This window comes from Ignavibacteriales bacterium, from assembly GCA_026390795.1.
Classification (GTDB): domain Bacteria; phylum Bacteroidota; class Ignavibacteria; order Ignavibacteriales; family Melioribacteraceae; genus Fen-1258.
The window spans coordinates 2,321,053-2,337,482 of the sequence record JAPLFG010000003.1; the positions used below are offsets into that span (position 1 = coordinate 2,321,053).

Annotated in this window: 12 protein-coding genes and 1 pseudogene; 8 read left to right on the top strand and 5 right to left on the bottom strand. The window is 34.8% G+C overall.

Features of this window, described 5'->3' with window-relative positions; all coding sequences use genetic code 11:
• Window positions 1–102: 102 nt before the first annotated feature.
• Complete coding sequence (locus NTX65_13590; GenBank protein ID MCX6170374.1) at window positions 103–642, top strand: thioredoxin family protein; 540 nt, start codon at window positions 103–105, stop codon at window positions 640–642.
• Here NTX65_13590 and NTX65_13595 read toward each other — a convergent pair whose 3' ends face one another.
• Together NTX65_13595 and NTX65_13600 are read right to left on the bottom strand one after the other, a co-directional pair.
• Window positions 643–1,374 carry a DUF2461 family protein gene (locus NTX65_13595; GenBank protein ID MCX6170375.1) on the bottom strand — a complete coding sequence of 244 codons (732 nt, stop codon included), beginning with the start codon at window positions 1,372–1,374 and terminating at the stop codon, window positions 643–645.
• Window positions 1,371–2,012, bottom strand: coding sequence for a hypothetical protein (locus NTX65_13600; GenBank protein ID MCX6170376.1), 642 nt, complete (start codon window positions 2,010–2,012; stop codon window positions 1,371–1,373). The genes NTX65_13595 and NTX65_13600 overlap by 4 nt, the downstream gene beginning before the upstream one ends.
• Before the next feature lie 133 nt (window positions 2,013–2,145).
• On the opposite strand from NTX65_13600, the gene NTX65_13605 reads away from it, so the two are divergent.
• The 7 genes and pseudogenes from NTX65_13605 to NTX65_13635 all read left to right on the top strand — a co-directional run bounded on the left by NTX65_13605 (window position 2,146) and on the right by NTX65_13635 (window position 11,237).
• Window positions 2,146–2,643: a class IV adenylate cyclase gene (locus NTX65_13605; protein ID MCX6170377.1), complete on the top strand. Its 498-nt coding sequence runs from the start codon at window positions 2,146–2,148 to the stop codon at window positions 2,641–2,643.
• The gene (locus NTX65_13610) at window positions 2,640–5,792 is read left to right on the top strand and encodes an exodeoxyribonuclease V subunit gamma (protein ID MCX6170378.1); all 3,153 of its coding nucleotides are present in this window, start codon (window positions 2,640–2,642) and stop codon (window positions 5,790–5,792) included. Before NTX65_13605 ends, NTX65_13610 begins: the two co-directional genes overlap by 4 nt.
• 104 nt (window positions 5,793–5,896) lie before the next feature.
• A complete protein-coding gene (gene greA, locus NTX65_13615) occupies window positions 5,897–6,367 on the top strand; it encodes a transcription elongation factor GreA (GenBank protein MCX6170379.1) in 471 nt (156 codons plus the stop codon).
• 180 nt (window positions 6,368–6,547) lie between these two features.
• Window positions 6,548–7,909, top strand: a complete 1,362-nt coding sequence (tilS, locus tag NTX65_13620; protein ID MCX6170380.1) for a tRNA lysidine(34) synthetase TilS — start codon at window positions 6,548–6,550, stop codon at window positions 7,907–7,909.
• Complete coding sequence (gene hpt, locus NTX65_13625) at window positions 7,897–8,457, top strand: hypoxanthine phosphoribosyltransferase (protein MCX6170381.1); 561 nt, start codon at window positions 7,897–7,899, stop codon at window positions 8,455–8,457. The genes tilS and hpt overlap by 13 nt, the downstream gene beginning before the upstream one ends.
• 106 nt (window positions 8,458–8,563) lie before the next feature.
• Window positions 8,564–10,582 (top strand): annotated as a pseudogene (gene ftsH / locus NTX65_13630) (ATP-dependent zinc metalloprotease FtsH).
• Window positions 10,569–11,237: an SEC59/DGK1/VTE5 family protein gene (locus tag NTX65_13635; GenBank protein MCX6170382.1), complete on the top strand. Its 669-nt coding sequence runs from the start codon at window positions 10,569–10,571 to the stop codon at window positions 11,235–11,237. The pseudogene ftsH and the gene NTX65_13635 overlap by 14 nt, the downstream one beginning before the upstream one ends.
• 25 nt (window positions 11,238–11,262) lie before the next feature.
• Here NTX65_13635 and arfB read toward each other — a convergent pair whose 3' ends face one another.
• From arfB to NTX65_13650, 3 genes are read right to left on the bottom strand one after another with little or no spacing between them, the layout of a single operon-like run.
• Window positions 11,263–11,682, bottom strand: coding sequence for an alternative ribosome rescue aminoacyl-tRNA hydrolase ArfB (gene arfB, locus NTX65_13640; protein MCX6170383.1), 420 nt, complete (start codon window positions 11,680–11,682; stop codon window positions 11,263–11,265).
• Window positions 11,669–13,615 carry a DUF2723 domain-containing protein gene (locus NTX65_13645; protein ID MCX6170384.1) on the bottom strand — a complete coding sequence of 649 codons (1,947 nt, stop codon included), beginning with the start codon at window positions 13,613–13,615 and terminating at the stop codon, window positions 11,669–11,671. Before NTX65_13645 ends, arfB begins: the two co-directional genes overlap by 14 nt.
• Window positions 13,602–16,388 carry a hypothetical protein gene (locus NTX65_13650; protein ID MCX6170385.1) on the bottom strand — a complete coding sequence of 929 codons (2,787 nt, stop codon included), beginning with the start codon at window positions 16,386–16,388 and terminating at the stop codon, window positions 13,602–13,604. The genes NTX65_13645 and NTX65_13650 overlap by 14 nt, the downstream gene beginning before the upstream one ends.
• Between the last annotated feature and the right edge of the window lie 42 nt (window positions 16,389–16,430).

Here is a 16,430-nt window from a genome sequence, read left to right on the forward strand (position 1 = left end):
AAATGCTGGTTTTATAATAGATATTAGAACTAGTTCAATGAAGATAAGTTTAACTCTACTACACTAAAATTAAATAAAATTGTTTTCAAGTATGGAGGAATTATGGCAACCGAAACTCTCAAACCGGGATCAAAAGCTCCGTCGTTTACTTTACCAGCAACAGATGGCAGAATTTATTCTTTGGAATCATTCCCTCAAAAGAAGGGGATAGTTGTGATTTTTAGCTGCAATCATTGCCCTTATGTTCAAGCTTACGAAGATAGAATTATGGAAATTCAAAACGACTACGCAAATGATTTACAAATTGTTGCAATTAGTTCTAATGAAGATGAAAATTACCCGGAAGATTCATTTGAGAAAATGAAAGAACGCGCAGCCATGAAAGGATTTAATTTTCCATATCTGCATGATGCAACACAATCTATCGCAATAGCATACGGCGCTACTCACACACCGGAAATTTTTCTGTTTGATTCGGAAAGGAAAATGGTATTCCATGGAAAGATTGATGATAACTGGCAAGAGCCGCAAAATGTGAAGAGTAAATATCTTCGTAATGCCATTGATGAATTACTAAGTGGTACACAAATCTCTGTACCGGAGACTTTTACAATCGGCTGTACAATCAAGTGGAAGAAATAATTAAACAATTTGTCCAAAATTGTCTTCAAACCACTGCAGTTCTTTTAACGGTTGAGGCGAAATAGCGAAACAGTAAAGAGGGTAAAACATTGTAATCATCTCGATCATTTCCACTATAATTCTGCTTGAATAAAGCACCTTTGAAGATGGAATCTTCACTTTTTGTAGAAGTATCATCTCATGCTTTTCAAACAAGTCGAAATGTTTTTTCGCATCAAACTTTGAAACAGCTTTTACAGTTTCCATTTTCTTGAAATAGTGGAATGAAAATTTATTATTGAGATTATACTTTTCAAATAGATTTAGAATTTCATTCTTATGCTTAGAAAGATTTTGCCTGAAAAAAAGATTTTCGCCTTTTGATTGATTGATGAACAATCCCATCTGCGACTCACCGGCTTCAAAGTAAAGAAAAAATTCGCTGTCTAATTTGAATCTTCCGAAATGAATTAAAAAATAATTGCGGTATGGTTCACCTTTTGCAAAGCGCATATCTTTATTCATGCGCATTAATGTTTCATTAAACTTAGGTTCTGTGCGGATTGCCGGATTGAGGCGGTTTAAAAAAGGGGCAAGATCAACTACGAACGCTTTTGCCGGTTCAACTAAATATTTTTGATATTGTTCTTTATGCTTATGAAACCATTCTACAGAATTGTTTTTCTGGAGACCATTCAAAAATTTAAAAAGTTCCTTATCGAATCCGTTGAACGAACCGGCATCTTGATTCAATACATCACTCCGAGTGTAAGCATTAGACAAAACTGGCCGAAACTTTTATGATTACTGTTTGTCATTATTTCAATACCGTCACCCAGTATTTGGTTATAATAATAACGAACATTTAGAGCAATTAGATTTTTCTTACTTACACCCATATCAGCTCCGAGACCAATATATCCACCTGCCGCGTAATGGACTTTTGCGTCTCCAAAGGCGCTGAAAAATTCCTTCTCGTACGGAGTTGTTAAAATAATACTCGGACCAATGCCGAATGAAAGATATGGACGCAGATTCTCAGTGAGCGATTCTGAAAATATTCGATACTGAATTCCAAAGTTTAATGGAAAAAGAAAAGCTCTGTTAACTTTATCCGGTGTAAATGAATTGCCATAATAATCAATGTACGTAACTTCCCGGTCGTCCTTAGTTTCGGAAATTGAAAAATCGACAAAGCCGGTAATATTTCGAGAAAAAGACTTTTTATAAAAAGTTCCGAGCCCAAAACCGCCTTCGCCAAAGATTATATCGGCACCTAACATATTGCCGGGAAAAACCTCATGGGCTTTATCGGGTGCTAGCTCGCCGATTTTTTGCGCACTCATAAAGCCGATTGGGGTTAGTAATAGAAAAAACAAAAATGCTTTCATCTTATGTTTCCTTTTGCTATGCTTCTTTCTAAAGATATGGATTCTATGATAAAAATCAACGGGTAAAATTAATTCTCATCTAGAAAACTATTTTTATTACTTATAACAACTCAAAACCAATATAGGTTCTATTATGCCGCTTAATTTGGAATTAAAAGTACAGATAGATTCACACGCAAAGCTTATTTCATTATTGAAAAAACAAAATGCAGAATATAAAGGTGTTCTTGTACAGAAAGATATCTATTTTAAGGTGAAAAAAGGATTGCTCAAATTGCGTTTAGAGAACGGTACTTATACGATGATAAAATATTTACGTGAAGAAAAAGGAAAACGATGGAGTAATTATGAACTTCTTAAATTGGAAGGGAAGAATCCGGAAAAATATTTACGAGATTTTTTAAATGTTGAAACCGTTGTGGAAAAGAAAAGAAAATTCTATTTATACAACAATACAAGAATTCATCTTGATGTTGTAAAAGGATTGGGAAAATTTTTAGAATTGGAAACGTTACTGGTAGGAGATAAACGCGATGCTCAAATAAGATTCAATGATATTGTTGAATTATTAGGATTAGATTTAACTAAACAGATTCGTTCGTCATATAAAATTCTATTGCAGCATAAATGATATTAACCAAAGAAAATATTGCATCGGTTGATGTTGATTCATTCATCAATCAGAAAATCGAATCGAATAAAATCGATGAACTTCTTTTGATTGTTCCAACTAACCGGAAAGCACGTAATCTTAAAAAAGAAATAATTTCCAAAATTCCTTTGCGCGCTGCCTCTGGTTTGAATATTGAAACTCTCGGGACACTTTCGACAAAAATTTTACAACAGATCAAGCCATTTAAACAACTGAGTGAAGCTGCTGCAACTGTTTTTATTAAGCAAAGCGCACAAGAAATAGAAATGCGCTATTTGTCTTTATACAAAGATGAAATTCCATTTGGCACTTTGGATAGAATTAAAAACGTAATCTCTGAATACAAAAAACATGGCATTACGCCGGATCTACTTCGTAACGAAGCGGCAAATTTGAAAAGTTCGGAAAAATTAAAGGCGTTAGATATTGCTGATATCTATGAAATTTTCATTAAAAAATGTTTTGCTCTTAACGCATACGAACTCGGCGACATTTATTCACAACTTAACTCGTTCACGTTAAAAGAATTTGTAGCAATATTTCACAAACTCTTTGAAGATGTAAATCTTATAATTCTTGACGGATTTAGTGAATTTTCCAATCCGGAAATTGAAATTCTTTCAAAGCTTTCAAGTGTGGGAAACACAAAGCTATTTCTACGTTTTGATTACGCAACCAACAATAAATCAATTTTTTCTCATTTAGATAAATGTTATGACCGTCTGATCGATTTGGGTTTCATAAAAATTGAAGATGTTGAAAAGACAACCGGTTTTAGAAATACGTTGCAGGAGAATCTATTCAAAAATAAGAGACCGTCGGCAAAGATTGATGAAACTGGACGCATCACAAAAATAGCTGCACACAACCGCGATAATGAAGTGGAACTCATTGCTAAAGAAATTAAAAAATTGATAATAGAACACAATGTAGAACCTCATAATATCTGCGTTGCGTTTAATCTCATCCAGGAGTATTCATCAATTGTAAAAGATGCATTTTCTAAGTATGGAATTCCGGTTAACCTTACCGACCGGACTCCTCTTGATAACTCTAATCCTATTACGGCAGTTGTGAATTACTTAGAGATTGTTGAAAATGATTTTTATTTCAAAAACATTTTCCGCGCATTAAGCAGCAGATTTATCGAAATCGCTGAAGTGGATAATTCAAATCTATACCGGATTTCATCCGAGTTAAAAATTGTTGCCGGTAAGGAAAACTGGATCAATATTTTGAACGATTGTATCTCGAATCTCAAGCATACAGGCGATGAATTTGATGAAGTTACAACAAAACGAACATCTTACACAAAAGCCCTTAATGATATTAGAAGTATTTCGGAATTATTAAAACCATTCGAAGAAAAACTTACGATCTCAGAATTTCAAGAGCGACTGAATGACTTCATAGTGGAATCAAAACTCCCGCTAAAACTTTTAGGAACGGAAATTGACGAGGAGAAAAATATACGGGCTTTTACAGATTTTATAGAAACCACTTCAGAAGTATTCGGCTTATTGAAAAAAGAATATACCGACGGCAAAAAATTCACGATTGATTTCTTTATGAATCAGATAAGGACAGCCTGCAATTGGGCGAGGTTCAATGTAAAAGAAAAATCTAATTACGGAGTTCAGGTAACAACGCTTGAGGAAATTAGGGGATTAAAATTTGATTATCTATTTTTAGGCGGATTATGTGACGGCGATTTTCCAACCAGATATCAGCCGGAAATCTTTAATTCCGGTTCATTTAAAAAGCAGTCACAGACTCATCAAATTGAAGAACATTACCGGTTCTACCAATCGTTGTGCGGATGGAATAAAAAATTATTTTTTTCTTATTCGGCAACCGACGGCAAACGCGAAACAATAGTTTCGACATTTTTAAAAGAATTTGAGGAATTATTTTCAATCTCTTCTAAAGATGAAGCCGGTAATGAAAACACACTCTTTTCTGAAGAAGAGTTACAGATATTTATAGGCAAAAATGGAATTGAAGCCGCAAAAAATATATTGAAAAATGGAAACGGTGCAGAGTTGGAAAGAATTTCTAAATCGCTCGAAATTGAAAATATTAGGAACAAGGATCCTTTTGCAAGCTCTAATTACACGGGTGACCTTTTAACTGGTGAATCTGAACCTGAATTATTTGCCGAGTTAACGGAGCGGTTAAAAGCGTTTTCATCAAAACAATATTCAATCTCGCAACTTGAAACTTATGCCAAGTGTCCTTTCAAATTTTTTGTGGAGCGCGTGCTCGGCATTAAAACCGTTGATGAACCGACAGAAGATATTGAAGCAATTGAAATGGGACGGATACTTCACTCAATATTTTATGAATTTTACTCAACGTTGCGGGATAAAGGAATAATACTTCCGGGCTGTTCAGATAAAGATTATCAATCAGCTCAAAAATTAATTTTTCAAATTGCGGAGAAGCAGTTACAAACAACGGCATTCAAATCGCCTCTTACTTTTTACGAACGGGAAAAAATTCTTGGAATTAATGGAAACGAATTAGAATCAGTATTAAACCGGTTTCTGGAAACCGAGAGAAAAGGCGACAGCGAATTTCTCCCAAAATATTTTGAAGTAAGTTTCGGGCGATTGCGTTCGGATGAAGCCGATCAAATTCTAAGTGATACCGATCCAATTCAAATTGATGGAATAAAACTACGCGGTAAAATAGACCGGATAGAAGTGAACGAAAAAATTAGTTCTTTTAATATTGTTGATTACAAATTGAGCGGTACAAAACCATCCTTTTCAGATCTCAAAAATGGAATTTCGCTGCAACTTCCGGTTTACCTTTTTGCGGCAAGCGAATTGTTAGCAAAAAAAATGAATAAAGAATATTCTCCGAATGAGATATTTATCTATTCATTAAAATATGCAATTGACGAATTCGGTAAGAAAGTTGTGAAATCGAAAGGTGGAAAGGATGATGAGATTCAATCGGTGGAACAACTTGTCCAAAAATCAATTTCTCATGTGAAAAATTACATAGAATTAATCTCCAAAGGAAAATTTAATCTCTCGCAGATAGAAGATAGAGAAAATAAAGTGTGTCGTTTTTGTGAGTTTAGAACAGTTTGCAGAATTGATAATGTGATCAATAATTAACTTAACAAGTTGAATTCTTGAGTAGAATTTTTTAAGTTTTGAGTGCCACTGCGGAAAAGCAGTGGCAATTTTTTTTATCTAAGCATTAATTAGGAGTTTTTGAAGTGACAAATTTTGTTTACCTGAGCAAAGAAAGAATTAGAGAGCTCGAAAAAGAATTGGCGGATATGAAAACCAAGGGACGCAAATCCATGGCGGAAAGAATTGCAGAAGCTCGTTCTCATGGCGATCTTTCCGAAAATGCAGAATATGATGCCGCTAAGGAAGAACAAGGTCTTCTTGAGTTAAGAATCAGTAAAATGGAAGACCTCCTTTCAAGAGCATCTGTGATAGATATTACCAATATGCCTAAAGATCAGGCGCATATTCTTTCCACACTTACAGTTAAGAATTTGAACAACTCAAAAACTTATAAATATACTTTAGTTTCCCCCGAAGAAGCGGATATTGATCAAGGGAAAATATCTATTACTTCTCCGGTGGGACAGTCATTAATGGGTACAAAAGTAAAACAAGTGGTTCAAGCAAAAGTACCGGCAGGGCTAATCAAATTTGAAGTGCTCGGTATCGAATAGATCTGGTTTCAAAATTGATTTCTGAAATTTACGGAAAGTCTCTTTTGAGACTTTCTTTTTATACTAGTCTGTCACTCTGATTTTGGCTTATCTGGAGAAGAGTCTCAACTAATTATCTAAGTAGAGATTCTTCGTTTCAGTTCTGTCTTCAATCAGAATGACTACTACAGGTATTGTTGAATGAAAAAAACGGAACAAAAAGTTCTAAAATTTATTGAACAGTTTAAGCTGATTCATGAAGGTGATAAAATTTTAGTCGCTTTCAGCGGCGGACCCGATTCTGTTTTTGCTCTTAATTTCTTAAACAAGTTCAGGAAGAAATATAAGATTGAATTGCTCGCACTTCATTTCAACCATGGTTTACGCGGTAATGAATCCGATGAAGATGCGAATTTCGCAAAAGAATTTTGTACCCGGTTGAATATCGAATTTATATCGCAGAAATTGAACGTAAAAGAATTTGCTAAAAAGAATAAGTTTTCAATTGAAGAAGCAGCTCGTCTGATGCGTTATAAAAATTTAGAAAGTATAGCCAAAAAAATGAACTGTACAAAAATTGTAACTGCTCATAATCTCAGCGATAATACTGAAACAATTTTGATGAATCTTTTCAACGGAACCGGACTCTCGGGATTAAAGGGAATTCCGATTCAAAGGAAAAATATTGTACGGCCGTTAATCTGTTTGAGCAAACAAGAAATTCTTGAATATCTAAAAAAAGAAAAAATAAATTACCGTGTTGATTCATCAAATCTCCTTGATGATTTCAGAAGGAATTATATCCGTAACCAAATAATTCCATTGATTAAAATCAGACTTAATCCTCAAATTGATGAAGCGTTATTCCGGTCGTCTCAAAATTTAGTTAACTCGCTTCAGCTAAATGAAACTATCGTTGCAAACCTTATTGCTAGGTTTGTAGTCCGCAAGCTAAACGCGGTCGATATCAAAATTAAGTTGAAAGATATATTTAATGGTTCAATACCGGGAGAGGTATTGAGAGCTTTATTAAAAGAACATTTTGAATACGCGCTCGAATTTGATGATTATCAAAAAATTAATTCTCTCTTGCCAAAACAGAAAGGAAAGCAAGTCCAGTTATCATCAAATCTTATCGCACTGCGTGAAAGTGATAGCATTAGAATCCAAAGGAAGCAAAAAACATCTTACGGAAAAGTCGAAATTGGAATTGGATCCAAAATTCTTTTCGGTTCAAGAGAGGTAGGTGTTGAACTCGCCGATAAAGAGAAGGTCAAATTTAGAACTGATATGAAAACAGAATTTATCTCGGCAGATAATCTAAATGAAAAGTTTATTTTAAGAGGTTGGAAATCCGGAGATAAATTTAAACCGATTGGAATGACTCACTTTAAAAAAGTATCGGATTTTTTAACCGACATAAAAATTCCTTCTTCATTGCGGAAAGATCAACTTGTTTTGTTAAATAGGAACCAAATTGTATGGGTTGTTGGTTTAAGGATTGACGACCGTTATAAACTGAATTCAAAAACAAAAAAAGTATATAAACTATGGGTGAAATAATAAACAGTAAAAACGAGATTTGGGTAGGAACTGAAAAATTTGTTCCATATTTGACCGAAGAAGTGATTCAAAAAAGAATTGCCGAACTCGGCAAGCAGCTATCCGAAGAGTATAAAACTAAGCTTCCTATTTTTATTGGCGTATTGAACGGCTCATTTATGTTCATGTCGGATTTACTGAAGAATATAACAATCAACTGCGAAATGGATTTTTTCAAACTCTCAAGTTATGGCGATGAAAAAATTTCTTCCGGTAAAGTAAAGCTTGTTAAAGATTTAAATGCCGACATAAATGATCGGCATCTAGTTATAGTTGAAGATATTATTGATACCGGGTTATCGATCAATTATATCGAGAAGATGATTAAAGAACATAACCCGGCAAGTTTGAAGGTTGCCTCTCTTTTGGTGAAGCCGGAGAGTTTAAAATATGATGTCGGAATTGATTATATTGGCTTCAAAATTCCAAATAAATTTGTGATTGGATACGGTCTCGACTATGCGCAAAAATATCGAAATCTTAGCTCAATCTATGTTTTAAGCGAATAACGGAGAAAGAATTTAAATGCGAGATAACATGAATAAATTGTTCATGGCTGAAGAAAACAATAAACCAGATCAAACTAATAAGAAAAAAGGTCCAGGTATTCCCCAGAAACCCGACGGAGATTTTGATTGGGGAAAAATTATTAAAACTGTTTTCAGTTGGGGTGCGGTTATAGTTGCCGCTGTAATTGTTATGCAAGTTATGAGGGCGGGATCTGCCACCGGATCAGTTGAAGTTACATACGATGTATATAAAGATTTTTTGCTGAACGGTAAAATCAAAGATGCAAAAATCATTAAAACCGATGCCAGCGATTACCGTTTTGAAGGAACTCTTACCGAACCGCAAAAAAAAATGATTAATGGTAATTATGTTAATGTTACGGTTTTTACCGTAGTAATTGATCAAACTGACCTTGCAGAGCAGAAAAAAGTTTGGGATGAAAAAAATATAAAATACACTTATGTAAAAGAATCTAACGAATGGATGACGGTTCTTCTTGGGTTCCTTCCTTGGTTATTAATAATTGCTGTGTGGATCTTTATTTTCAGAAGAATGCAAGGCGGCGGTGCAGGCGGTGGCGGAACACGCGGCATTTTTAACTTTGGAAAGAGTAAAGCAAAATTAATATCGGAATCTGCAATTAAAGTAACATTTAAAGATGTTGCCGGTGCCGATGAAGCAAAGCAGGAACTTGAAGAGATCATTGAATTTTTAAAAGAGCCCGGTAAATTTCAAAGACTCGGCGGAAAAATTCCCCGCGGCGTTTTATTATTGGGACCTCCTGGAACTGGTAAAACTTTGTTGGCACGTGCTGTTGCCGGAGAAGCTGGAGTTCCATTCTTTTCCATAAGTGGTGCCGATTTCGTTGAAATGTTTGTTGGTGTTGGCGCCAGTCGTGTCAGAGATCTATTTGAGCAGGGAAAGAAAAGCGCACCATGTATAATTTTTATTGATGAGATTGATGCAGTGGGGCGACATCGCGGTGCCGGTTTAGGCGGCGGGCATGATGAGCGTGAACAAACATTGAATCAACTGCTCGTTGAAATGGATGGATTTGAACAAAACAGCGGTGTAATAATTATTGCAGCAACGAACAGACCTGACGTTCTTGATCCTGCATTGTTACGTCCGGGACGTTTTGACCGCCAGGTTGTTGTTGACCGCCCGGATGTTAAAGGCAGGGAAGGAATTTTTAAAGTTCATACAAGAAAAATTCCTTTGGGTGTAGATGTTGACCTAGAAGTATTAGCAAAAGGCACACCGGGACTTGCCGGTGCGGATATTGCGAACCTTGTTAATGAAGCAGCATTACTTGCCGCACGCAAAAATAAAAAAGATGTTTCGATGGAAGATTTTGAGGAAGCCAAAGACAAAGTAATGATGGGAATGGAGAGAAAAAGTTTAATTATTACAGAAGAAGAGAAAAAAATTACGGCTTATCATGAGATCGGTCATGTGCTTGTTGCGAAAATGATTCCTGAAGCTGATCCTGTTCACAAAGTTACAATTATTCCTCGCGGCAGAGCTCTTGGTGTTACAACTTATTTGCCGGTAGATGAAAAACATACCTACTCTAAAAATTATCTTGAAGCAATGATTACTTATGCACTTGGCGGACGAGCTGCCGAAAAATTGGTGTTCAACCGTTTTACAACCGGTGCCGGAAACGATATCGAGAAATCAACCAGTATTGCGCGTAAGATGGTTTGTGAATGGGGAATGAGTGAAAAGCTTGGACCTATAGCTTACGGTCAAAAAGATCAGGAGATTTTCTTAGGTCGGGAAATTACAAAACATAAAGATTTTAGTGAGCAGACTGCGCAGGATATAGATACAGAATTAAAAAGAATTATTATGAGTGGTATGGATCGTGCGGAAAAAATTCTTTCGGAAAATATTGAGGTGCTTCATAAGTTGTCTAAAGAATTATTAGAACGTGAAATTCTTGACGGCGATGAGATAGATAAAATTATGCGCGGAGAAGTGCTTCCTCCAATCAAACGTAACGGTACCGATGCCAATAAAGCATCGGAAAATGTTTTGCCGGATCACGTTCAGCAGCTGTTAGAAGAAAAAAAGAAAAGAGAACCTGTTAAGACTTCTGATAAAAATGACAGCAACTGACCGTGCAACTATAGATTATAAGAGTGAAGTTTTAAGAAAACTTATTCATCTTTTCTCTCTTTCTATTCCAACCATCTATTATTTTATAACAAGGGAATTAGCCTTAACAATCCTAATTCCCTTGACATTTTTCTCCCTCTTTATCGACTACGGAAGATATTATCACAAAGCACTCTCAAATCTTGTTGATAAAATTTTCGGTTTCATCATGCGGAAGCACGAAAAAGATTCAAAGAAAAAAAATCTTAACGGTGCTACATATGTTTTGCTTTCCGCTGTACTTGTAATTTTATTATTTCCCAAAGTTTTTGTTGTTACCGCATTTGCCGTACTGATAATTGGCGATAGTTCCGCGGCGCTTATAGGAAGAAAATTCGGGAAGACAAAATTTTTATTAAAAAGTTTGGAAGGCACTCTTGCATTTTTTGTCTCTTCTTGTTTTGTAGTTCTTTTGGCTCCAAAGATAGAAGGCAATTTAACAGAATATTTAATCGGGATTATTGCTGTCGCCATCGGCGCTATCGCTGAAAATGTTTCCGGTGAATGGGCTGATGATAATTTTACAATCCCGCTTGCGGTTTGTATCTCAATGTGGATTCTCTATGCAGTGTTCTTACCGAACTTAATTTTAATCTTGCCTAACGTTCCAAATTAATACAAATATCATGCATCTAAAAAGATTACGATTGATCTGAATATTTTCTTAATCTTTTCTTTTCACCTAATTTCTTCTTTGTCTCAATTCTTCTCACTTTTGATCCGGCAGTGGGATTAGTCTTAATTCTTTGTTTCCTTTTCTTTGATGCTTTATCAATCAATTCTATTAAACGGGAAATAGCATCTTGCCGATTTGCCTCCTGCGTCCTGAACCGTCTAGCTTCAATTATAAGCACATCATCTTTGGTTACTTTTCTCCCGGCAATAGATTTTAATCTTCTCTTTACATCTTCACTCAAAGATTCGGAAGAAGAAATTGCGAATCGTAATTGAACAGCAGTGGAGACTTTGTTTACGTTTTGTCCGCCAGGTCCGGAAGAGCGAATAAAATTGAATATTAACTCGCTTTCCTTAATTGTTATATGTTTATTAATTCTTATCATTATCCTTTTGACTTAACCGGCTTTCTATATCGTATGGGATCTGATAATCTGGAAAATCCTTTTTTACTTTGTTAAAATAAACTCTTGCTCTTTCCGGTTTATTAAATTGCAATTCGTAGGCAGTTCTATAAATCAACATTGTCGCTGCCGCATTTTCAATGAAATTAATGTACTTGTTCTTGTTTTGCGGAAATCTAATTGTGAAATTAGGATCCGGTGCCGGAACGTAATCATTTCCTTTCACAACTTTGAAAAGAAAGAGATAAGGAACAATTTGATATCCTTCCGGTAATGTAAACTCACTGTTTCTTATTTCGTTCTGTACCAATTCTAATCCTATGTAATAATTCCTTTTGGCAATGTTTTCAGAAATGAGATCTGTCATAATTGTCCGGTAATATTTCTCAATAAGATCCGGTTCAAATTTTTCACTTCGCTCAAACGGTCGGAGAACATTTAGAAAATTTGAAATATCTTCATCCAAGTTCTTAATTACATCCGGATGGTTTCTCTTCAACTGGTTGTAATACCAAGACCTTCTTAGAAGTTCTTTATCTATTACCTTTACATCACTTCGGTAGTTTTCTACCAACTGAAAATAATATGATGCTGAAACGAAATAATCCCACTGATATGTAAAGATCACCGAATTTTTTTCCGTGCTGTTTAGAATTGCTCTTGTATAATCTTCGAATGCATAGTCATCGTTCTGGTTCACTTCACTGAAATTAATTGCTACCGGGAAAAGTGATAGAAGCAATGCGCTTGCTGCCGCAATTCTGAAATTTGATTTGCGGCTTAGGTATATCAGAATTATATAAAAACCAAATACTACAAAAAACGCAAACATCATATAAGCGAGGAGGAAGTAAGAATCAATATCAACAATATCGTAATTAATTGAATAGAGAACAGCGAAGAGAAATGTTGCAATCAAAGCATAAAATATTTTGCGGAAATTACGATAAGTTGCGATCATGCCAATTAGACCAATAATCAAACCGACATAACTGAACTCTGATGGAAAGTCGGAAAGAAAATATTTTAATTGTTTTCCAGCTGCAGCGAATGATTCGAAGAGCCAGATTTGATACTGCTTTCCGGAAACATGTCTGAAAAAGTTTTCAAAATTTATTGGGTTCCCCCAATTGATATGAGGATTTGCCGAAGCTCTTAGGGGGAGATAGAGATAAAAAAGAACAAGCAACGGAATAAAGAGAACAAGCATCAATAATATTTTTTTAATTGACGCGATGCTAAATTTTTCTTTTTGAAAAAAGAGAACGGCAACTAAGGGAAGAATCAAAAGCGTTGTCATATGATTAGCAAAACCCAAAGCAAGCGATACCGCAACCCAAATCCAATTAATAATTTTTCCATCGGTTGAAAAGTAAGCTCTAAGGGTCAAGAAAGTGATCAATGAGAACAAAAAGACCTGAAGCGAGTAAACTTCCACAGACGTTGATTGAGCCCAAAACGTTGAGCTGAATGCTAATGTAATTCCGCTAAATGCAGATGCAAGAATCCCAATGGAATTATTCACTTTATTGATTGAAGTATTTTCATCCTTAATTTCTTTTTTCTTTTTACTCTTTTTGACTTGAACACTTTTTGTTTCATAGTTGGTAACTACTAAGTATGCCGACTTAATAAAAACGAATACTCCGAGAGCACACCAAATTGCCGCAAGGAGATTTGCTTTGAAGACTGCAGTAAATGGAAGAGGCAATTTGATAAATAAATATCCTATCATTGTGAAGATGGGATAACCTGTTGGATGAGCAATACCAAGTGTTGCTTGAACCGCCGCAAGCTCGCCTGAATCAATTTGAACGACACTAGGCGCTAAAGTAAAAAGGTAGATAATGAATACAAATGATGCTGTTGCTGCAGCAAAATATTTCTGAACGAATTTTGTTTTATTTACCAACATATTTCTCATACAATTTATTATTGGATTTAATTACTTCGGAAATTCGAATTTCATAATCCTTGGTGTTCTTATATTTCAGGAAATGTGATAAAACAGACTTGTTCTCTTCACCAACCGGTAAAATTGTGTTGTTCTTGTTAAAAAGATTTTGGATTGCTATTTCCATTCGTTTAAGAAAAACATAATTACCTTTTAATGCAACCAAATCTGAGCTGTCAATTTTATTTTTAAGTAAAGAAAAAATTTCAAAATTATTTTTACCGAGACATTTATGATGTATTTTCTGATTGACAAGACAGACAGTTTGCAGAATAAAATCAATAGTAAGAAGTCCACCCCGTTCTTTCTTAATATTGAAACCACTGTCAGCAAATTTTACATTCTGAGAAAGAATAGAATTATACATTTGTTTGATTTCGTTGCGAACAATTATTAAATCAAGCTGAGAAATTCGTTTCAAAAAAATATTACGGAATTCATTAAATAATTTTTCATCCCCATAAATCATTTTCAATTTTAGAAGCGATTGAAACTCCCAAATGCGTGCGCGTTTTTCCATATACATAGCGTAATGACTAATCCCCCAGACAAGCGGTGACTTTTTACCTTCGGGACGCAATTTAAAATCTATTTCGAACGGTTTTAATAATTGTATTGCTGAGGTTATAAATCTTTGAAAATCCTTCTGTATCTCCGGTTGTGCTTCAACATCCTCGGCAACTATAATCAAATCAATATCTGAAGCAAAGTTCATATTTTCCGATCCTAAACTTCCAAGTCCGCCAACAAAGAAATTATATCTCAAATTCATCTCATCTAATAGGAATTTTATTTTTTGTGAAATAAATAATGATAAAATATGAGAGACATCATTTTGCGAAATCAAACCGAGTGCAAATTGTACTGAAGTGGAAAGAATCAATTCCGTTGTGGAATATTCATTCAGATTTTCCGAAAGATTTTCGAAAACTTTTCTAGAGAGGAAGAATTCTTCGTTTTGACCACCTGCTGAAATTAAATCAACCGCTTTCTGAGAGTATGTACAAATTCTCAAAAAATGTTTAAAAAATTGTTCATTTGTAAATTCATTATACCAGATAGAGGGGAATTTTGTAGATCGGATAATCCTAACTATGTTATCTAAAGTCAGATCTGGATCAGGTGATTTTCTAAGATATTTTAACATCTGCGGTTCAATCAGATCAAACAGTTCAATTGTTCTAGCATCAAATTCCTTTCTGCCGATTAATCCCGCACCGTTTTGTAAAAATGAAATATTTTTTTCAGCATTCAAGGCGTTTTTGAAAATTGAACCAACATAAATGATTTTGTCTTTTTTCTCGGTTTTTAAAATATTCTCATATATAGTTTTGACATTCTTGCGGTAAGTTCTCAACCGGTTTCTAAAATCTTCTATTGATTTCATCTCTGTAAAAACAACAAGTTTATTAAGAAGCTCTTTGTTGTCCGGAATGACGTGCGTTTGCGTATCATTCATTAACTGCAGGAAATGTTCAATATTTCTATAGAAAATATATGCGTGTGAAAGTATGGTAGATTCTTTTTTCTTCAGCAGCTTTTGTTTTTCAAGAATAGAAATTGCTTTCAAAGTATTGCCGGTACGAAGTGATTTTAATTTTCCGCCATTTATTAATTGCAAAGTTTGAACTGAAAATTCAATATCGCGTATTCCGCCAGCAAAAGTTTTTACGTTTTCTTTCTCTTTATTCTGTCTCTCAATATTCATTTTCATCTGCTTGATTTTATCTTTTATAGAATGAGAAAATGAAGATGGATAAACATATGGGTGAATAAAGTCTCTAAATTGGGAAAAGAGCGATTCATCGCCGCAGACAAAATCCAGTTTTATTAACATTTGACGTTCCCAATCCTCGCCGCGCGTTTCGTAATATTTGGTGTAGTCGTTCAATGATTTGCAAAGAGGGGAAAATTTACCGTCCGGGCGCAAACGGAAATCGATTCGATAGATATACCCATGATCTGTTACAGCCGAAGCCGATTTAATAAAAAATTGAGCTGCTTCCGATAATATTTCAAAATATTCTTTATGTGTTCCATTAATTGTACCGTTAAAATCATAAAACAAAATAAGGTCAACATCGGAACTATAATTCAGTTCGTTGCCGCCTAACTTTCCTAATGAACAAAGGCAATATCTCTGATCTACTTTTTCAATATTGTATTTGCTTAATACTTCTTTATAGCAAATTTCAAAGAGCCCTGAATTAATCAGCTTTGCTAATAATGATAGTTGTTCGGTGACTGAAGATAAATCGGCGATCCGGAGAATATCTACGAGCCCAATTTTCAAGACGAATCGTTTTTTTAACTGGCGCAAGAAATTCATTTTTGCGCCGATCGATTTAAACCTAGATGTACCTCCGATTTCTTTCTTAAGATGATCATTTTCCAAAATTTTCGAAAGATAATCCTGGTCGAACAATTGGTAGAGATATTCGGGATTTCGAACAACGATATCCGTCAAATAATTACTGCTGGCAGAGATTGCAATTAATATTTCCCCGTGATGAGGAAAGTCGTAAATTTCTTGAAAGAAAAATGTGCGATCATAAATTGAAGTAAATATTCTAAGAAGATTTGATTCTGAAGTTACAGAGAAGTAATAGTTTGATGCTTGATTTTCCAACTTTCGTAAAACATTCTCAAAGATGTTTGATGAGATTGCCCCTTCGGTCAGCTCAACAAGTCTATTTACGAATCCAATCGAAAATTGAAATCTCTTTCCGCGCAAAAGTAATACTCATCATTAGTTTCAGTAACTAAAATAGTTTTT